This window comes from Catenibacterium mitsuokai, assembly GCF_025148785.1.
GTDB classification, from domain to species: domain Bacteria; phylum Bacillota_I; class Bacilli_A; order Erysipelotrichales; family Coprobacillaceae; genus Catenibacterium; species Catenibacterium mitsuoka.
In genome coordinates, this window is the sequence record NZ_CP102271.1 from 1,601,973 (window position 1) to 1,619,005 (window position 17,033).

The window sequence follows — 17,033 nt, forward strand, 5'->3', positions numbered from 1 at the left end:
GGTGTTATAAATGAAAACGAAATTCGGCACGAATGTAAAACAATTACGCGAAAAAAGAGGAATAGATCAAAAAGAACTTGGCGAAATTGTCGGTGTGAGCGATAAAACAGTTTCATCGTGGGAAATCAATAGAACCGAGCCAAAAATGGGGATAGTTCAGCAACTCGCTGACTACTTTGGCGTTTCTACAGACTATTTAATAAAAGGTAATCATGATGATGCAATATATGAAAATGTGAATATTGATTACACTAGAGTACCGTTGTACGACTCTATTTGTTGTGGAAATGGTGGCTTTGTAGATGACAATATCATTGATATGATTCCTGTGCCTTCTAAAGGCTTGAGTAAGTCGGCTAAATACTTTGCACAATATGCAAGCGGTGAAAGTATGAAAGATGCTGGTATCTCTGATGGTGATCTTCTTATATTTGAGAAGGTGAATAAAGTAGATGATGGTGTTATTGGATGCTTCTGTACAGACACCAATACAGCCACTTGCAAAAAGTATAAGGAACTAAATGGGATAATCATGTTACAGCCAATGAATGCAGATTATGATCCTATCGTTGTTGATCCATTAAACAGCAATATTAGATGTCTGGGAAAATTGAAGAAAGTTATTAAAGATTTCAATTGGGAAGATTGATGTTTGTTAAAAAAAACTTTAAAAAAATAAAAGGAGGAAATAGTATGGCAAACACTGAAAAAGCATTAAGCTGGGCATTCAGATGCAAATGCGAACCAAACAATGCAATCAAAGAAATTCTTGTGGAAGGGGAGGAAGTTTATCAATGTTATTCAACCGTTAGAGATGTAGCAGCATTAACAAATAAAAGATTGATAATCTGTGATACTCAAGGAGTCATAGGAGCAAAAAAAGAAATATTTTCTTTGCCTTATAGATCAATCAATATGTGGAGTACTGCGAACGCAGGAACTTTTGACCTAGATACAGAACTAGAATTATGGACAAAAGCAGGATTCTTTAAAATAAAACTTTCGGATAAATGTGATATTAGAGAATTTGATAGAATTTTAGGTAAAGCAGTATTAAACAATTAAACAACAAAAAAACTCCCCTGCTACCAACAGAGGAGTAAGAGCGAGGTACTACCAATACCTCTTATAAAAGACCTTCTCATAAAGTCCTTTTACGTACTCAATTATATCACTATTGGCACGTCAAAGGCAAATCACAACTGAAAGGACGTGTCATATTATGCCTAGAAACGCTAGATTTAGACGCAGACCGAATAATAGTGGAACTGTTATCAAACTTCCGGGCAATAGAAGAAAGCCCTACTGTGCTCGAATTTCAGCGGATTCAAGAGACCTCATAACCGGAAAGAAGAAACAAATCAGCATCGGAACGTTTGCAACTCGTGAAGAAGCATTGAATGCCTTATCTATTTACTCATTAAAGAGATCAAGCAGCATAACAAATGAAGAAGCTAGAAACCTCGCTCCTGATCTGTTTGACAGAATACAGGAAAAGACACAGAAGAAAGTGCCAACGTTCAAAGAAATCTTTACTATCATAGACAATGAAACCTTTATTAAGAGAACCGAAAAAGGACACAAAAACATTCTGAATGCTTTTAGCCACCTCGATAGGTTGTCAAATATGCCTGTCAATATAATCACATTAAGAGATATGCAGAACATATTTGATGAAATGGATACTGGTGTAAGTGTACAGAGAGATATGAAGCTTATCTGTGTCAAAGTCTTCGAGTATGCAGTGATGCACAAATATATCAGTAGAGATGATGATTATTCTACTTATATAAAAATAAAGAATCTCCCTAAATCAACAATGCACAAATCCTTTACTTTAGATGAAATAAGAAAACTCAAGAAATTAGATACTCCAGAAGCGCATGCGATACTTATTTATATCTATACAGGGTGTAGGCTTTCCGAACTCCTCTCACTTGATAGAAAACAGATACACATAGATGAGCCTTGCAACGATGATGGAGTAGAAAGAAAAATCAGTTATATCATTACCGGTTCTAAGACTGAAGCTGGAAGAAACAGAATCATTCCGATTCATGAAGGAATCAAGCAGTATGTCATTGATGAACTGATTAATAAGAAAGAAAGACTATTTGATTCTAAGCGCACATGGTTTTACATGACTGTACTCTATACCCTCAATGATCAGCTAGGCATGAACCACAAGATGCATGATACAAGAGATACTTTTGCTTCTCTTTGTCAGCTTTACAATATTGATATTTATATACGTAAGAAGGTTCTTGGGCACAAACTGAATGATATCACCTTTGATATCTATACCAATGCCTCTAAGAATAAGTTATGGACAGAGATCAATAAGATTAAATTTTGAGAGGTTTATGAAAGGTTTATGCGAGGTTTATGATATACTTATTGTGTTAGCGGTTGAAGCACTCTAAACGGTTTTCTTGTTACTGATTTGTTACTAGTTTACGCTTTCATAGTGTTTCATACCCCTAAAAAACCGCATAAATACAGGAGGAAATTTATTATGAAACATTTATATATGATGCGTCATGGACAGACTCTATTTAATGTTCGAAGAAGAATTCAGGGATCATGTGATTCTCCGCTTACTGAACTAGGTATTAAGCAGGCAAAAGCTGCAAAAGAGTTAATCAAGGATATTCCTTTTGATCATTACTACTCTAGTACGGCTGAAAGAGCATCGGATACATTAGAAATAGTAACAGACGGTCAAGTACCTTATACAAGAGTAAAAGGTCTTAAGGAAAGAGATTTTGGATTATTTGAAGGAGAAAGTGAAGATTTAAATCCTCATTTTGATGATTTTAAATATGATGACTTATTTCCCCATTATGGTGGCGAAACAACCAAGCAAGTACAACATAGAGTTGTAAAAACATTAACTGAAATCATGAATAAAGAAGATCATGAAGTAGTTCTTGCAGTAAGTCATGCCGGTGCTTCTATGCAATTCTTTAGTGCATTTAATGACCCAGCCTTTATTTTTAACTCTGGAGGATTAACTAATTGCTGTATTCTTCATTATACATATGACAACAATGAGTTTAAATTTGTAGAAATATTAAGACCAGAGGTAAAGTAGATACATATGAAAGAAAAAGTATTATTTTTTGATATTGATGGTACGCTTGTAGATAACACTTATGGAGTTTATGAAGTACCTGAAGGTGTAAAAAGAGAACTTAAAAGAATTCAAAATGATGGGCATAAGCTTTTTATCTGCAGTGGTCGTCCTAAAGCCATGATTAACCAGCAGTTCCTTGATTTGGGTTTTGATGGTTATGTCTTATATAACGGTGGTTATATCGAGATTGATGGTGAATCTATCTTTGAAGAGAGAATGGATACAGAACTTGCGACTCAGACAGTTGATATGCTTGAAGAACTGAATTGTGATTATATGATTGAAACAGCACATCATATTTATATTGATAAGCGTTATAAAGAGCTTTATACGTTCTTTAAGAACCTCGGCATGGAAGAGATGTTCTCTATGGATTTTGACCGTGATGATGTCTTAAAACGTGCCATTAAAATAGAAGCCAATGTCACAAATAAAGACAAGCAGAAAGTAAGCGACTATTTAGATGGTAAGTTTGGTACTACTATCAGTTTTGATCAGCATGGCAGTGATAATTCATTTGAGTTCTTTTCACCAACCATGAGTAAAGCCATCGGTATTAAGAAAGTTCTCGAATATTATGGTTTAGATATCAAAGATACCTATGCATTTGGTGATGGTCTTAATGATATTGAAATGATTCAGTTATGTCAGATAGGTGTAGCTATGGGTAATGCCGTAGATGAATTAAAGGCACAAGCCGATATCATCTGCAAATCTATCGATAAAAATGGGTTAGAGGATATTCTTAAGGCATTATTTCCACAATAAACATCTTATCTTCACATAGGTATGATATACTCTAGTCGAGGTGATTTCATGAAAAAAGACAATGGTAAATTAGCATATTATTTACCTATTGGCATCAGTTTAGGTGTCGTATTTGGTATTTGTTTTGACAATATAGGTATAGGAATCTGCTTAGGTGTCGGTGCAGCCCTTCCATTGTTTCCGATAAAAAAATAATCCTCCGCAAGGAGGATTATTTCATTATTCGATTGTAATCACACGATGATCAAGACGAGGTGCTGCTTCTGGAGCCTTACCATCCGCAAATCCTATAATAACATTTCCGATACCTTCATAGTCTTCTTCAATGCCCCATTCTTTAAGAAGTCTTCTTCCTTCTTCACCTTCAAATACTTCTTTCGCACGATGAATCCAGCAAGAACCAAGTCCTAAGCCATGTGCTTCATTGAGCATATTACCAATCGCAAGTGATCCATCATAGATATATGTAGGATATTCTTTCTTTGCTAATACTACAATCACTACAGGCGCACCATAGAAAGGATCTTTATCACTTCCCATAATATCAGCATTCAACTTTGATAAATAATCTCTCATTTCTTTATTCTTTACTACTACAAACTTAACGCCCTGTCTGCCCATACCAGTAGGAGCATATAAACCAGCTTCTACAATTCTCTCAAGATCTTCATCTCTAGGCATTTCATCTGTATATTTTCTAATACTTCTTCTTGTTTTTAAAACATCTAACATATTTAAGCCCCCTTCTTATTTACGTTCTCAACAGTCACAATCATCACAATTGTGCCTAATGCACTTAATACTAAACCTAAAAATAATGTTTCATAAACACCCATACTATCTAGTAAAATACCACCTAAGAAACTAGCTAGTACACCAGATACAGTCATACTTGTAGTAACGAGTGCCTGTCCTTTAACTGCATCCTTTGCATCAAATAATTTATCTACATAATAAACTGATGCTGGAATAAATAATGCATAAGCAAGCATCTGTGTAGCCTGAGCTAAATAGATCATAAACATATTTGTCGCAAAATAAGTTAATGTATGTTTAAGTGTGAAGAATATTGCGGAAATGATGATTGTATTTTTGATATTGATTTTATTTTTATACTTTTCAAATAAAGCCATTGTTGGTAGTTCCAACATCGCAGCCAAGAATACTGCATTACCCATATCTCCAGTATTACCACCAACGTTTCTAATTACGTTAATAAAGAAATTGTTGATGATTGTATGATCAAAATAAACTAATACAAAACCAGCTAAAAAGATCATGAATTTAAGATGCTTCTTAATAAAAGCTCCTGTGCTTTCTTTTTCGACTACTTTTTCTTCAATGACTTCATCTATTTCAGCTTCTGGCATCTTAAATGAGCGAATGAGAGGTAAAATACCTAAGAAGATAACAATATAAGCAAGCGGCATTAAAGTAGGGCTCACTGCTTTTACTACATTTCCTAATACAAGAGACGCAAGAGCATAAGCCACTGATCCAATACCACGTGCTACACCAAACTTAACATCAATACCCTGTTTCTGGAATGCGAAAGCAAGTGAGTTAACTAAAGGCATTGTAGTATAAAGAATTGTAGAAACTGCAATAAACAAAGCAGCAGCTAAGAATGTCACCTTACTTACAAACATAAGTAATACAGATAGAATACTACAAAGACCAAACATGATCATTAAGACTTTCTTCATAGAAATGTTTGACTTATCTACAAATCCTCCAAGTACGGGTTGTGCAATACTTGTTAGAATATTTGCGATTGCAAGTACAATCCCAATTAAAGATGAGCTCATGCCAACTGACCCTAGATATACTGCAGCATAGCCCATAACTGCACAGAATCCTACAAAGTAAATCCCCTGCAACATTGAGTATTTAATATTAATACTTTTTGACTGATCCATTATATAATCTCCCTTACATGTGATAAGAATATTATAACAGAATAGAAATAATTCTGTAATCTCTTACATATTCTGAAAATAAAAAACTCAGGATTTCTCCTGAGTAACATTCAATGGCGCAGGTTGAGGGATTCGAACCCCCGCAGGACGTTAATCCTCTGTCGGTTTTCAAGACCGATCCCTTCAGCCGGACTTGGGTAAACCTGCATCATTCTAATGGTGGTTCCGGCCGGAATCGAACCAGCGACACGAGGATTTTCAGTCCTCTGCTCTACCGACTGAGCTACGGAACCAAAATGGCGGTCTGGACGGGGCTCGAACCCGCGACCTCCGCCGTGACAGGGCGGCATTCTAAACCAACTGAACTACCAGACCATCTTGGTTGCGGGAGAAGGATTTGAACCAACGACCTTCGGGTTATGAGCCCGACGAGCTACCAGACTGCTCCATCCCGCGATATGTAATTTGGTGGACCCTGCTGGACTCGAACCAGCGACCAACCGGTTATGAGCCGGTGGCTCTAACCAACTGAGCTAAGGGTCCTCATCTATCAGAGTGCTTTTTAATCAAATGGTAGCGGGAGAGGGATTTGAACCCCCGACACTCCGGGTATGAACCGAATGCTCTAGCCAACTGAGCTATCCCGCCATGTATATGATTAAATAAATTGGTGGAGCCTAGGAGGATCGAACTCCTGACCTCCTGCGTGCAAAGCAGGCGCTCTCCCAGCTGAGCTAAGGCCCCATTTCAAATGGTCGGGAAGACAGGATTTGAACCTGCGACCCCCTGGTCCCAAACCAGGTGCACTACCAAGCTGTGCTACTTCCCGTTAGATGGCGCGCCAGACAGGAATTGAACCCGTAACCCCTTGTTCCGTAGACAAGTACTCTATCCAGTTGAGCTACTGGCGCGTTTGTGATGCTTGATTATTTTATCAAATCATCTCTATGTTGTCAAGACTTATTTTTAATTATAAGCCTTAATAAAAACTCAGTACACTGAGTTAATAAATAGATGGTGCCCTGGGCCGGAATCGAACCGGCACGGAGTTTGAAGTCCGCAGGATTTTAAGTCCTGTGCGTCTACCAGTTTCGCCACCAGGGCACTTCGCAATCGAGATTGCTTGTATAATATACAATGAATTCAGACGTTTTGCAACCCTTTTTTTAAATTATTTTTTTAAGTTTATAAAATATGTACTATATATCAATGTTTTTTTAGGTAACTTTTTTTAGTAAATCTTAATAGAATCGTCAGATTCATAGATATATTCTGAGTAATCACCTTCAAATACAGCTAAATGGTCAAAAAAATGACTTACTAAATTGATATTTTTCATCTCTTCTTTGGTAAACCACCCCACTTCACCTTCATAACTGCTTCTTAATTCTCCACTAAATTTAGTTGCTGAAAATAAAAATACAATATATCTACCCGATTTTACCCAGAATTGTTTCACTCCTACTAAACGAGGATTCTTCATAATTAAACCTGTTTCTTCTTTTACTTCTCTTATTGCAGATTGTACAATTGATTCTCCAGGTTCTATATGTCCTCCGGGGAATGTATAACCCTGCCAATCTTTCTTAACTCTATTCTGCAGCAAGTACTTATCTCCATCTTTAATCATGCAGAGATTAGTTAGTTCAACCATTTCCGTTCTCATTGTTATTTCTCCTCATATATAGCTCCTCTAAGCTTTATAACACATTATACATAAACAGATGTCAAATATATACAAAACTGCCTCAAAACGCTTATTTACGCGCATTACAAAAGAGATGCATTACACATCTCTCAAGAATTCTTTTCCCTATAAATAAAATAGACCAGCAATATAATACAAACCACTCTTATACTGGATACATATTGAGACATTCTTGCAAGAAATAAAGCCTCTGTTGGAACAGATCCAATATGTTCTGCTAGAAATCCCCCGATAGGACATGCAAGTAAACATGCAACTACTAACAAGCTGATTTTTACTAATAATCGATTTCCCATTCAGTCCTTCTTTATTAGTTATTGCTAATAGTATAATAATTAGATTCTTTTCGCAATATCATTTATACAAAAAGAACGTACAGTTTTGTACGCCCTCATTTCACTTTAAGATAGATTATAATGTTTCTTTTACTTTAATTCTTGATATAAACCAATGAAATATAATACAGAAGAGTAAAGCAAGGACTACACCAAATACATTTTGGATTATTCTTAAGCTAACTGCGCCCTTTAATCCATATAGTTGTGTTGCTATAGCTAAAGCACCAAATGTATTGAAAACAGCCTGCCAGCTATATTGTGTAGAAAAACCTACTCCAATTCCCCCAATCACACCTATAAATGCATAGATTGGTGAAGGAAGAAGGAAATATAATACTGTAAAGCATATCACTCCTGCAATATTTCCAACAATTCTTTTACGTACTCTATATTGCATATCGTCCATAAGTGGTAAGATTACAGACATTGCGGCAATACCAGCCCACATAGCACGTGGCATAGCACAAAGTTCAGCTATACATATTACAACTGGCACACAGATAATCTGACATAGCTGCCATTTTGTTCTAGTAGAAGAAAGATCAAATTCTTGTAATAAATGTATTACATGCTTATCATAAGTTCTATGCTTATGGTTTCGATAGAATACGATACAAGTAAGAACAGCACCTACAGCCATTCCAGCAAGTCTCATCAAATAACTCTTTCCAGATACGTCATAACCGTATAATAATAAATATCCTAGAACAAGCGTTGATTGATTGAACATAGATGGATTATGACATCCTAGGAATACTAATAGAGCTAATGCCGCGATATTTACCAGCATCCCTACGACTGGTGGGAGTTTATTAGCCAGGTGTGAACACACAGTCATATTAATGAAAAATAAAGCCAGAAGCACTGTAGATTGTCCTGCATGTATTTCAAAGTGTGCCTGTCTAAATACCATAATACATAAGAGAACAACCACTCCAGCAATACTATTCTCACTTCCAAATAAAATACTAAATAATGTTACAAAGAGAAAGCAGAAAGCCACTGTGATTGCAATTTTAAAAAGATATACTGCTATGTGATACAGTTTCTCTTTTGTGGTTTGACTGTTTCTAATTAACTCTTTAGAGCCTTTCTGATTCAATTGTAATTCTTGGTAGAATGTCATGAAATACCTCCTTAATGAAAATACAAAAAAAACTCAGGATTTCTCCCGAGTAACATTCAATGGCGCAGGTTGAGGGATTCGAACCCCCGCAGGACGTTAATCCTCTGTCGGTTTTCAAGACCGATCCCTTCAGCCGGACTTGGGTAAACCTGCATCATTCTAATGGTGGTTCCGGCCGGAATCGAACCAGCGACACGAGGATTTTCAGTCCTCTGCTCTACCGACTGAGCTACGGAACCAAAATGGCGGTCTGGACGGGGCTCGAACCCGCGACCTCCGCCGTGACAGGGCGGCATTCTAAACCAACTGAACTACCAGACCATCTTGGTTGCGGGAGAAGGATTTGAACCAACGACCTTCGGGTTATGAGCCCGACGAGCTACCAGACTGCTCCATCCCGCGATATGTAATTTGGTGGACCCTGCTGGACTCGAACCAGCGACCAACCGGTTATGAGCCGGTGGCTCTAACCAACTGAGCTAAGGGTCCTCATCTATCAGAGTGCTTTTTAATCAAATGGTAGCGGGAGAGGGATTTGAACCCCCGACACTCCGGGTATGAACCGAATGCTCTAGCCAACTGAGCTATCCCGCCATGTATATGATTAAATAAATTGGTGGAGCCTAGGAGGATCGAACTCCTGACCTCCTGCGTGCAAAGCAGGCGCTCTCCCAGCTGAGCTAAGGCCCCATTTCAAATGGTCGGGAAGACAGGATTTGAACCTGCGACCCCCTGGTCCCAAACCAGGTGCACTACCAAGCTGTGCTACTTCCCGTTTATATAATTGGCGCGCTAGACAGGAATTGAACCCGTAACCCCTTGTTCCGTAGACAAGTACTCTATCCAGTTGAGCTACTAGCGCAATTCATAAATGGTGCCCTGGGCCGGAATCGAACCGGCACGGAGTTTGAAGTCCGCAGGATTTTAAGTCCTGTGCGTCTACCAGTTTCGCCACCAGGGCACACGTATGGAGGTTCCAACCGGACTTGAACCGATGATCGAAGAGTTGCAGTCTTCTGCCTTACCAACTTGGCTATGGAACCGTCGCAATCGAGATTGCTTGTATACTATACTATGTATTTTGAGATAATGCAAGGGGTTTTTAGAACTTTTTTCTAAGTGTTTACATTTAACTCGATAAACACAAGGTTTTTTTAATCAAAAAATTATATCTTTTTTATCAGAACTCCTAAGAGAATGCTTACAAAGATAGAAAAAAATGGTGATTCTAGAAACTAGAATCACCATAATTATTGTTATTTTGCTTTAACTTTTGTCCAGTAGTTACTAAACATTTCTTTAGTCTTTGTATCCTGATAGTTGAAACATTCATCTTTTGGTCCAACACGCATGTTATAAGCATTGTTGTTCTTGAATTCTTTCTTTCTAGCTTTTGCTGCTGCTACAGTATTAGTAGTTAAATAGCCTACTTCCTGTGTATTTAAGAAAGCGTTCTTATCAGAAATCATATAGTTAATGAATTTATTAGCCATATCTGTGTTCTTACAATCCTTAGAGATAACAAATCCATCAAACCAATAGTTAGTCCCTTCTTCTGGCATATAGAAGCCCATATCTGGGTTTTCTTTCATTACATCTGCTGCATCACCTGAATACATAACACAAAGTGCTTTTTCACCATTCTTCATGTTATCGATAGAGTCATCTGTTGCATATGTAGGATCCATAGTCTTTCTCTGTTCTACCAACCAATTGAAAGCGGCCTGGATTTCATTTTCATTAGTTGTGTTCATAGAGTATCCTAAAGCCTTTAAAGCAACCATCATAGAGTCTCTTTCAGAGTCATACATATAAAGGTTACCCTTGTACTTAGTATTACGTAGGATTTCCCATCCTGCTTTTAAATCTTCTTTTTTAACCTGTGTTTTGTCATAAACGATACCTACGTTACCACAGAAATAAGGTACCCAGTATTCGTTGTTAGGATCGAATTGCTGGTTTAATACTTTAGTATCTAATGATTTCTTACTAGTAATCTTAGACCAGTCAATCTTCTGTAAAAGATTTTCCTTGATCATACGTTCAATCATATAATCTGATGGTACTAATACATCATACTGGTTACCACCTAATAATTTAGTATACATTGATTCGTTTGAATCAAATGTTTCATAAATAACCTTACAGTCATATTCATCCTGGAACGCCTTAATAACGTCCATATCAGCGTATACCCCCCAGTTGAATACTTTCAATGTGTGTTTATAGTTTTTTGACCCACACCCAGTCATTAGGCCACAGATAACTGCAACGCAAAGTAACCCTTTAAATAGCTTTTTCATTTTTTACCCCTCTCTTCTTTAAATAAATATATGGTACAAAAGTGCCTAATAATACCCCAATTAAAATAACTACAAGAATAACTGTAGATAACGCGTAAATACTTGGATCAACACGTTTAGACATGTTATATACGACGATAGAAATATTTTCTACACCATTACCAGATACAAAGTATGAAATGATGAAATCATCAAAACTCATAGTAAATGATAAAAGTGCTCCCGCAAAGATACCAGGCTTGATTTGAGGAATGATCACCTTTGTCAATGTCTGGAAAGGTGTTGCCCCTAAATCCATGGCCGCATCTGCTAGATTATCATCTAACTGCTTTACTTTAGGATAAACATTTGTAATAACATATGGTGTACAGAATGCAATATGAGCAAGTAACATTGTCATATAACCCTTTTCAAAACTCACAAAACTAAACAATAACATCAAAGAAATAGCTGTAACGATTTCAGGGTTCATGATTGGCAGATTGTTCACCTGCTGCACAAGTGTTCTGATAGTCTTTTTAGATTTAGATAATGCAATGGCAGTGATTGTCCCTAAAACAACTGAACAGATAGTCGCAATGACCGCAATACTCACTGATACAAAGATAGCATTTAATAGCTGCGTGTTATTAAATAACTGTACATACCAGCGTCCTGAGAAGCCGCCAAAATGTGATAAAGACTTCGCACCATTAAATGAGAAAACTCCCATAATAAATATTGGGAAATAGAGGAAGACCATACAAAGTGAAATAATAATCACTTTACTGAGCTTTTTTTCTTTTCGCATTAGTAAGTCCTCCCTGTTCAATTTCATTATTTGTCTTCTTTTCAGCGCGGTAGATGAGTGCCATAGAAATAATGACAATCACACCTAAGATGAGTGATACAGCACTACCGAAATGCCAGTTACCTACAGTAATGAACTGGTTTTCAATGAAATTACCAATCAATGAATACTGTCCTCCACCTAACATCTTCGGAATAACGAATTCACTGATAGCTGGTAAGAATACCATTGTAATACCAGTTAAAACGCCTCCTAGTGAAAGTTTAAAAGTAATTTTAAAGAAGGCCGTAATTTTATTTGCACCTAGGTCATAAGCTGCTTCTACAAGTGAAGGATCCATGTTAGTTAAAGATGTATGGATTGGCAGAATCATAAATGGAAGGAAGTTATAAATCATCCCAATTGCAACCGCTCCATCAGTATATAACATTCTAAATGATCCTAATCCTAGCATTCCTAGGATGTTATTTAAAATACCATTTCTAGATAAAATAGAAACCCATGCATAAGTACGCATTAAAAGGTTGATCCATGTCGGAATAGTAATAAGCATAATAAGAATAGTCTGAGTATGCTGTTTACACTTAGAAATCATAAAAGCCACTGGATAACCAATCAATAAACAGATAAATGTAGTAAGTAATCCAAGCCCAAATGATTTAATTAATACCTGGACAAAGATTGGATCAAAGAATTTCGCAAAGTTAGCGAATGTAAATTCAAAAGTCTTGATTGCAGATGCCTTTTGTGTAAAAGCATAGAATACAATCAACACCATCGGCAATACAGTTAACAGGAATAGAAATAGGACATAAGGTGTAATGAGTTTTTTATACTGTTTCATTAATAAGTACCCATTGGTTCCATGACATGAATATCTTCAGGCCAGAAATCTAAATCTACTTTCTTTCCTACTTCTGTTAAATCTGTTGTATGAATCTTATAATCCTGATTTTCTGTACGTACCATGATTTCATAGTGTACCCCTTTAAAGATAACAGATACGACTTCACCTGCAATTTTACCTCTACCTGGTTCTACAATATCTAAGTCTTCAGGACGTAATACAATATCTACTTCCTGACCTTCTTCAAATCCTTTATCTACACATTCAAACTGCTGACCATGCCATTCGACAAGATAGTCCTTAATGAAATGACCTTCTACAATATTAGATTCACCAATGAAGTTGGCAACAAATCTATTTTCAGGTTCATTATAGATATCTATAGGCGATCCAATCTGCTGAATCATACCTTCGTTCATAACAACAATCTTATCAGACATAGTAAGTGCTTCTTCCTGATCATGAGTAACATAAACGAAAGTAATACCTACCTGCTGTTGAATCTTCTTTAATTCAATCTGCATTGTTTTTCTTAGTTTCAAGTCAAGTGCGCCTAATGGTTCATCAAGAAGAAGTACTTTTGGTTCATTAACAAGAGCTCTTGCAATCGCAACACGCTGCTGCTGACCACCAGATAACTGAGAAATGTTTCTTTCCTCAAAGCCCTTTAAGCCTACAAGTTCTAGCATTCTTCTTACTTTATGATCAATAATTTCATCAGGCATCTTCTTAATATGTAAACCAAAAGCCACATTATCATAAACATCCATATGTGGGAATAAAGCATACTTCTGGAAGACAGTATTTAATTCTCTCTTATAAGGTGGTACACCTTCCATGTTCATACCATCGAATAATACAGTACCTGATTCAGGTTCTTCAAATCCTGCCATGATTCTTAGCGTAGTTGTTTTTCCGCATCCACTTGGCCCTAGAAGTGTTACGAATTCATTTTCATAGATGTCTAGGTGAATTCCTTTTAGGATGACCTGGCCATCAAATGATTTAGTCAGATTATCTAATTCAATAATTTTCTTCATAAAACTCTCCTCATTTAAAATAATGGTGGTGTAGAAATCCAGATCACTCTCGCCTTTCTTTCCCACTGATTCTCTAAATAATGTGCACGTGTGCCCTTCAAATAAAATGTTTCACCCTTTTTAACAATTTCTTCTCGCATCCCATAATGAAGAACGACTTTACCTTCTAATACATAACCAAACTCTTCTCCACCATGAGGTTCCATCTTCATTGAACGTTTATCCTTTTCTAGTTCAATAAGAATAGGTTCCATCTCATTTTTCTGAGCATTTGGTACGATATAGTGAATGATGTAATCATCCTGTTCATTCACAAAAAAATCCTTCTCGCCAAAAACAAGCTGTTCATCCTCCTGCTGATCAAAGAAATCATGAAGATTAGTACCTAATGCTTCAAGAATATCATCAAGTGTTGCGACAGATGGTGATGTTAGATTTCTTTCAACCTGGGAGAGGAAACCTTTTGATAATTCACTGCGGTTTGCAAGTTCTTCAAGAGTTAAGTCGTTTGCAAGACGCAGCTGTTTAATTTTCCTTCCGAGATCCATCTAATCCTCCCTGTTTTATATAATTAACTTTTTGTTCACTTAATCAAACAACAATATTATACACTTATAAAGATATCTTTCAACCTCTTTTTTAAACTTTTTGTTTTATATATTAAACTTCCGAAGCAAAAAAAAGAACATTCTTACAAATGTTCTCTTCTTTTTGTAGATTTTCTAAATGCCGCCTTTAAAGTCTCATCATCATTATCACGAATCGCATTTTTAAGAAGGTCTAGCTGTTCTTCAAAGCGTTCGATAGAAGCAAGAAGATACTGCTTATTATTCATAAACAATTCATCCCATAAGTCTTCATTGATATTCGCAATACGCGTGAGATCTCTAAATGAGTCGCCAATATACTTTCCTGTCTCATATTTCTGATCATCACTATTCATAAGCGATACAGCCAGACAGTGAGGTAATTGAGAAGTAAATGAGATAATTTCATCATGTGCTTCAGGAGACATGATCTTAACTGAACGGAAGCCTAACTGTTTAGAGAATTCCTGAACAAAATCTATAGTAGATTTCTTATTATCATCATGATAGACAATAATGAAGTTCGCATTTTCAAATACCTGTTTAGAGGCATATTGGTAGCCCTTCTTTTCTCTACCTGCCATAGGATGAATAGAAATATATTCTACATCTTCTGGAACGATAGATAGTGCTTCTCTTAAGAAATAAGACTTAATTCCTACAGCATCTGTAACAATACTTCCCGGTTTAAATTGATTGTTTTTAATAAAGTCTAAGACAAGACTTGGGTAAAGGCAGATGATTGTTAGATCTGTTTCAGGAATAATATCTTTTCCATCTAGATAACCATCAATAATACAGCCCTCTTCTTTAGCCATATCTAAAGTCTGCTGGTTTGTATCGATACCATAAACTTCATAACCCTTTCCTTTTAGCGCCTTAACAAAACTGCCGCCAATAACGCCTAATCCTACTACTGTAATTTTCATCCACGTTTTTCCTCAAGCATCTTTAATTTATAGTCAATAAGTCTTTCAGAAAGGTCTACATAATAAGCATGTGGGTATTCTAAACGGAATATTTCATCCCATAATAATGTACCCTGTTTTTTAACGTTTTCTCTGATTTCTTCAAGTGTCTTTTCTTCATACACACATTCACCATCCACGAAGATAGGTTTCTGTAATTCAAAGAATGTATAAGACCCACCTATTAATGTTTTATTCTTCCATTTATCATACTGAGAGTAAATAGTGAGATTCTTTTCTGGATCAATTGTTTCATCCGCAAACATTACAATATCCGCAATCGCTTTATTTGTTTCATTTTCTATTAAACGATAGACCTTCTTATAGCCTGGATTAGTAATCTTTTCTTTATTTTCTGAAATCTTGATTTTAGGAACAATCTGACCATCTTTTTCCATAGCCGCCATCTTATAAACACCACCAAATACTGGTGAAGACTTAGATGTAATCATGTTTTCCCCTACACCAAATGAATCAATACGTGCACCCTGTTCAAGTACAGAACGGATTAAATATTCATCTAATGAGTTAGAAATAGAAATCTTTGTATCAGTTAATCCAACAACATCAAGCATCATTCTTGCTTTCTTAGTAAGATATGCGATATCTCCTGAGTCAATACGAATACCCGCTAATGTCTTACCCATTGGCTGTAATACTTCTTCTGCGACTCTAATCGCATTTGGAATACCGCTCTTTAATGTATCATATGTATCTACCAATAGAATACATGAATCTGGATAGATTTCAGCATAGGCTTTAAATGCATCATATTCAGTGTCAAATGACTGAACAAAAGAATGTGCCATTGTACCAAGTACTGGAATACCAAAAGCTTTACCTGCTGATACTGTAGCAGTTCCTGCTGCTCCACCAATATAAGCGGCTCTTGCGCCATATGTTGCACCATCATATCCCTGTGCTCTTCTTGCGCCAAATTCCATAACAGGACGGCCCTTAGCTTCCTGTACAATTCTATGTGTTTTAGTCGCAATCAAAGACTGATGGTTAATTGTCACTAAAAGGAAAGTTTCTAATAGCTGTGCTTCAATCAATTTTCCTTTAACAGTGACTAATGGTTCATAAGGGAATACAGGTGTTCCTTCAGGGACAGCCCAGATTGTACCATCGAACTTGAAATCAGCTAAATAAGATAAAAATTCTTCATCAAACATATTTAAAGTACGTAAATAGTCAATATCCCCCTTTGAGAAGTGCATATCTTTGATAGCTTCAATCAACTGCTGTAATCCTGCCATGATGACATAACCACCATTATCAGGATTCTTTCGATAGAACATATCAAAATATGCAATTTCATCCTTTTTTCCCTGTTTAAAATAATCATATGACATTGTTAATTCATAAAAGTCCATGACAAGAGTTATATTTCTTGCATCACTTACTGTACTATTTCCCATATTGTAATCTCCTAACTTGTTTGTTTTTTATCATACTATCATTATACAAAAAGTAAAGTGATTTGTCTTTTTTTACAAAACT

The 17,033-nt window shown here is 36.3% G+C and carries 18 protein-coding genes and 21 tRNA genes; 6 read left to right on the forward strand and 33 right to left on the reverse strand.

Features of this window, described 5'->3' with window-relative positions:
* The first annotated feature begins 10 nt into the window (after positions 1–10).
* The 6 genes from NQ499_RS08305 to NQ499_RS08330 all read left to right on the forward strand — a co-directional run bounded on the left by NQ499_RS08305 (position 11) and on the right by NQ499_RS08330 (position 4,099).
* Positions 11–649 carry a LexA family protein gene (locus tag NQ499_RS08305; protein ID WP_006505283.1) on the forward strand — a complete coding sequence of 213 codons (639 nt, stop codon included), beginning with the start codon at positions 11–13 and terminating at the stop codon, positions 647–649.
* Between the two features lie 44 nt (positions 650–693).
* Positions 694–1,065 (forward strand): PH domain-containing protein, encoded by a 372-nt coding sequence (locus tag NQ499_RS08310; protein WP_006505282.1) that lies wholly within the window; start codon positions 694–696, stop codon positions 1,063–1,065.
* A gap of 562 nt (positions 1,066–1,627) precedes the next feature.
* Positions 1,628–2,356, forward strand: a complete 729-nt coding sequence (locus tag NQ499_RS08315; RefSeq protein WP_238319829.1) for a tyrosine-type recombinase/integrase — start codon at positions 1,628–1,630, stop codon at positions 2,354–2,356.
* A 159-nt stretch (positions 2,357–2,515) separates the two neighbouring features.
* Positions 2,516–3,094 carry a histidine phosphatase family protein gene (locus NQ499_RS08320; protein ID WP_006505280.1) on the forward strand — a complete coding sequence of 193 codons (579 nt, stop codon included), beginning with the start codon at positions 2,516–2,518 and terminating at the stop codon, positions 3,092–3,094.
* Positions 3,095–3,100: 6 nt separating this feature from the next.
* Positions 3,101–3,904 (forward strand): Cof-type HAD-IIB family hydrolase, encoded by an 804-nt coding sequence (locus NQ499_RS08325; RefSeq protein ID WP_006505279.1) that lies wholly within the window; start codon positions 3,101–3,103, stop codon positions 3,902–3,904.
* A 48-nt stretch (positions 3,905–3,952) separates the two neighbouring features.
* A complete protein-coding gene (locus tag NQ499_RS08330; RefSeq protein ID WP_202898378.1) occupies positions 3,953–4,099 on the forward strand; it encodes a hypothetical protein in 147 nt (48 codons plus the stop codon).
* A gap of 24 nt (positions 4,100–4,123) precedes the next feature.
* Here the strand turns inward: NQ499_RS08330 and NQ499_RS08335 are convergent, their stop codons facing one another.
* From NQ499_RS08335 to NQ499_RS08495, 33 genes are all read right to left on the reverse strand, one after another.
* Positions 4,124–4,636: a nitroreductase family protein gene (locus NQ499_RS08335; RefSeq protein WP_006505277.1), complete on the reverse strand. Its 513-nt coding sequence runs from the start codon at positions 4,634–4,636 to the stop codon at positions 4,124–4,126.
* A gap of 2 nt (positions 4,637–4,638) precedes the next feature.
* Entirely contained in the window at positions 4,639–5,823 is a 1,185-nt protein-coding gene (locus NQ499_RS08340; RefSeq protein ID WP_006505276.1) for an MFS transporter, read from the reverse strand.
* Positions 5,824–5,937: 114 nt separating this feature from the next.
* Positions 5,938–6,030 (reverse strand) — tRNA-Ser (locus NQ499_RS08345).
* Positions 6,031–6,040: 10 nt separating this feature from the next.
* Positions 6,041–6,116, reverse strand: a tRNA-Phe gene (locus NQ499_RS08350).
* Positions 6,117–6,120: 4 nt separating this feature from the next.
* Positions 6,121–6,198: transfer RNA gene (locus NQ499_RS08355), tRNA-Asp, on the reverse strand.
* A 4-nt stretch (positions 6,199–6,202) separates the two neighbouring features.
* Positions 6,203–6,279 (reverse strand) — tRNA-Met (locus NQ499_RS08360).
* Between the two features lie 10 nt (positions 6,280–6,289).
* Positions 6,290–6,366: transfer RNA gene (locus NQ499_RS08365), tRNA-Ile, on the reverse strand.
* 28 nt (positions 6,367–6,394) lie between these two features.
* Positions 6,395–6,471: transfer RNA gene (locus NQ499_RS08370), tRNA-Met, on the reverse strand.
* 20 nt (positions 6,472–6,491) lie between these two features.
* Positions 6,492–6,567 (reverse strand) — tRNA-Ala (locus NQ499_RS08375).
* Positions 6,568–6,575: 8 nt separating this feature from the next.
* Positions 6,576–6,652: transfer RNA gene (locus NQ499_RS08380), tRNA-Pro, on the reverse strand.
* A gap of 5 nt (positions 6,653–6,657) precedes the next feature.
* Positions 6,658–6,734 (reverse strand) — tRNA-Arg (locus tag NQ499_RS08385).
* A 104-nt stretch (positions 6,735–6,838) separates the two neighbouring features.
* Positions 6,839–6,927, reverse strand: a tRNA-Leu gene (locus tag NQ499_RS08390).
* Between the two features lie 127 nt (positions 6,928–7,054).
* Complete coding sequence (locus NQ499_RS08395) at positions 7,055–7,489, reverse strand: 8-oxo-dGTP diphosphatase (RefSeq protein WP_006504246.1); 435 nt, start codon at positions 7,487–7,489, stop codon at positions 7,055–7,057.
* A 131-nt stretch (positions 7,490–7,620) separates the two neighbouring features.
* The gene (locus tag NQ499_RS08400; protein ID WP_040389515.1) at positions 7,621–7,827 is read right to left on the reverse strand and encodes a hypothetical protein; all 207 of its coding nucleotides are present in this window, start codon (positions 7,825–7,827) and stop codon (positions 7,621–7,623) included.
* A 115-nt stretch (positions 7,828–7,942) separates the two neighbouring features.
* The gene (locus tag NQ499_RS08405) at positions 7,943–8,995 is read right to left on the reverse strand and encodes an FUSC family protein (protein WP_006504245.1); all 1,053 of its coding nucleotides are present in this window, start codon (positions 8,993–8,995) and stop codon (positions 7,943–7,945) included.
* A gap of 60 nt (positions 8,996–9,055) precedes the next feature.
* Positions 9,056–9,148, reverse strand: a tRNA-Ser gene (locus tag NQ499_RS08410).
* A gap of 10 nt (positions 9,149–9,158) precedes the next feature.
* Positions 9,159–9,234, reverse strand: a tRNA-Phe gene (locus NQ499_RS08415).
* Positions 9,235–9,238: 4 nt separating this feature from the next.
* Positions 9,239–9,316: transfer RNA gene (locus NQ499_RS08420), tRNA-Asp, on the reverse strand.
* A 4-nt stretch (positions 9,317–9,320) separates the two neighbouring features.
* Positions 9,321–9,397: transfer RNA gene (locus NQ499_RS08425), tRNA-Met, on the reverse strand.
* Positions 9,398–9,407: 10 nt separating this feature from the next.
* Positions 9,408–9,484 (reverse strand) — tRNA-Ile (locus tag NQ499_RS08430).
* Between the two features lie 28 nt (positions 9,485–9,512).
* Positions 9,513–9,589: transfer RNA gene (locus tag NQ499_RS08435), tRNA-Met, on the reverse strand.
* A gap of 20 nt (positions 9,590–9,609) precedes the next feature.
* A tRNA-Ala gene (locus NQ499_RS08440) sits at positions 9,610–9,685 on the reverse strand.
* Between the two features lie 8 nt (positions 9,686–9,693).
* A tRNA-Pro gene (locus tag NQ499_RS08445) sits at positions 9,694–9,770 on the reverse strand.
* A 10-nt stretch (positions 9,771–9,780) separates the two neighbouring features.
* A tRNA-Arg gene (locus NQ499_RS08450) sits at positions 9,781–9,857 on the reverse strand.
* Positions 9,858–9,867: 10 nt separating this feature from the next.
* Positions 9,868–9,956 (reverse strand) — tRNA-Leu (locus NQ499_RS08455).
* Between the two features lie 7 nt (positions 9,957–9,963).
* A tRNA-Cys gene (locus NQ499_RS08460) sits at positions 9,964–10,038 on the reverse strand.
* Positions 10,039–10,251: 213 nt separating this feature from the next.
* Positions 10,252–11,298: an ABC transporter substrate-binding protein gene (locus tag NQ499_RS08465; protein ID WP_006506213.1), complete on the reverse strand. Its 1,047-nt coding sequence runs from the start codon at positions 11,296–11,298 to the stop codon at positions 10,252–10,254.
* Positions 11,282–12,088 carry an ABC transporter permease gene (locus NQ499_RS08470; RefSeq protein ID WP_006506214.1) on the reverse strand — a complete coding sequence of 269 codons (807 nt, stop codon included), beginning with the start codon at positions 12,086–12,088 and terminating at the stop codon, positions 11,282–11,284. Before NQ499_RS08470 ends, NQ499_RS08465 begins: the two co-directional genes overlap by 17 nt.
* Complete coding sequence (locus NQ499_RS08475; RefSeq protein ID WP_006506215.1) at positions 12,063–12,932, reverse strand: ABC transporter permease; 870 nt, start codon at positions 12,930–12,932, stop codon at positions 12,063–12,065. The genes NQ499_RS08470 and NQ499_RS08475 overlap by 26 nt, the downstream gene beginning before the upstream one ends.
* Complete coding sequence (gene potA / locus NQ499_RS08480; RefSeq protein WP_006506216.1) at positions 12,932–13,975, reverse strand: spermidine/putrescine ABC transporter ATP-binding protein; 1,044 nt, start codon at positions 13,973–13,975, stop codon at positions 12,932–12,934. Before potA ends, NQ499_RS08475 begins: the two co-directional genes overlap by 1 nt.
* 14 nt (positions 13,976–13,989) lie before the next feature.
* A complete protein-coding gene (locus NQ499_RS08485; protein WP_006506217.1) occupies positions 13,990–14,523 on the reverse strand; it encodes a helix-turn-helix domain-containing protein in 534 nt (177 codons plus the stop codon).
* Positions 14,524–14,666: 143 nt separating this feature from the next.
* The gene (locus NQ499_RS08490) at positions 14,667–15,491 is read right to left on the reverse strand and encodes a prephenate dehydrogenase (RefSeq protein ID WP_006506218.1); all 825 of its coding nucleotides are present in this window, start codon (positions 15,489–15,491) and stop codon (positions 14,667–14,669) included.
* Positions 15,488–16,951, reverse strand: a complete 1,464-nt coding sequence (locus tag NQ499_RS08495; RefSeq protein ID WP_006506219.1) for a nicotinate phosphoribosyltransferase — start codon at positions 16,949–16,951, stop codon at positions 15,488–15,490. Before NQ499_RS08495 ends, NQ499_RS08490 begins: the two co-directional genes overlap by 4 nt.
* Positions 16,952–17,033 lie beyond the last annotated feature (82 nt).

What these genes read in the sequence shown, in the direction of transcription:
- NQ499_RS08495 (WP_006506219.1), bottom strand. Translation starts at nt 16,951, where the DNA reads ATGGGAAATAGTACAGTAAGTGATGCAAGAAATATAACTCTTGTCATG.
- NQ499_RS08475 (WP_006506215.1), bottom strand. Translation starts at nt 12,932, where the DNA reads ATGAAACAGTATAAAAAACTCATTACACCTTATGTCCTATTTCTATTC.
- NQ499_RS08330 (WP_202898378.1), top strand. Translation starts at nt 3,953, where the DNA reads ATGAAAAAAGACAATGGTAAATTAGCATATTATTTACCTATTGGCATC.
- NQ499_RS08470 (WP_006506214.1), bottom strand. Translation starts at nt 12,088, where the DNA reads ATGCGAAAAGAAAAAAAGCTCAGTAAAGTGATTATTATTTCACTTTGT.
- NQ499_RS08315 (WP_238319829.1), top strand. Translation starts at nt 1,628, where the DNA reads ATGCCTGTCAATATAATCACATTAAGAGATATGCAGAACATATTTGAT.
- NQ499_RS08305 (WP_006505283.1), top strand. Translation starts at nt 11, where the DNA reads ATGAAAACGAAATTCGGCACGAATGTAAAACAATTACGCGAAAAAAGA.
- potA (WP_006506216.1), bottom strand. Translation starts at nt 13,975, where the DNA reads ATGAAGAAAATTATTGAATTAGATAATCTGACTAAATCATTTGATGGC.
- NQ499_RS08465 (WP_006506213.1), bottom strand. Translation starts at nt 11,298, where the DNA reads ATGAAAAAGCTATTTAAAGGGTTACTTTGCGTTGCAGTTATCTGTGGC.
- NQ499_RS08400 (WP_040389515.1), bottom strand. Translation starts at nt 7,827, where the DNA reads ATGGGAAATCGATTATTAGTAAAAATCAGCTTGTTAGTAGTTGCATGT.
- NQ499_RS08485 (WP_006506217.1), bottom strand. Translation starts at nt 14,523, where the DNA reads ATGGATCTCGGAAGGAAAATTAAACAGCTGCGTCTTGCAAACGACTTA.
- NQ499_RS08320 (WP_006505280.1), top strand. Translation starts at nt 2,516, where the DNA reads ATGAAACATTTATATATGATGCGTCATGGACAGACTCTATTTAATGTT.
- NQ499_RS08490 (WP_006506218.1), bottom strand. Translation starts at nt 15,491, where the DNA reads ATGAAAATTACAGTAGTAGGATTAGGCGTTATTGGCGGCAGTTTTGTT.
- NQ499_RS08325 (WP_006505279.1), top strand. Translation starts at nt 3,101, where the DNA reads ATGAAAGAAAAAGTATTATTTTTTGATATTGATGGTACGCTTGTAGAT.
- NQ499_RS08340 (WP_006505276.1), bottom strand. Translation starts at nt 5,823, where the DNA reads ATGGATCAGTCAAAAAGTATTAATATTAAATACTCAATGTTGCAGGGG.
- NQ499_RS08310 (WP_006505282.1), top strand. Translation starts at nt 694, where the DNA reads ATGGCAAACACTGAAAAAGCATTAAGCTGGGCATTCAGATGCAAATGC.
- NQ499_RS08335 (WP_006505277.1), bottom strand. Translation starts at nt 4,636, where the DNA reads ATGTTAGATGTTTTAAAAACAAGAAGAAGTATTAGAAAATATACAGAT.
- NQ499_RS08395 (WP_006504246.1), bottom strand. Translation starts at nt 7,489, where the DNA reads ATGAGAACGGAAATGGTTGAACTAACTAATCTCTGCATGATTAAAGAT.
- NQ499_RS08405 (WP_006504245.1), bottom strand. Translation starts at nt 8,995, where the DNA reads ATGACATTCTACCAAGAATTACAATTGAATCAGAAAGGCTCTAAAGAG.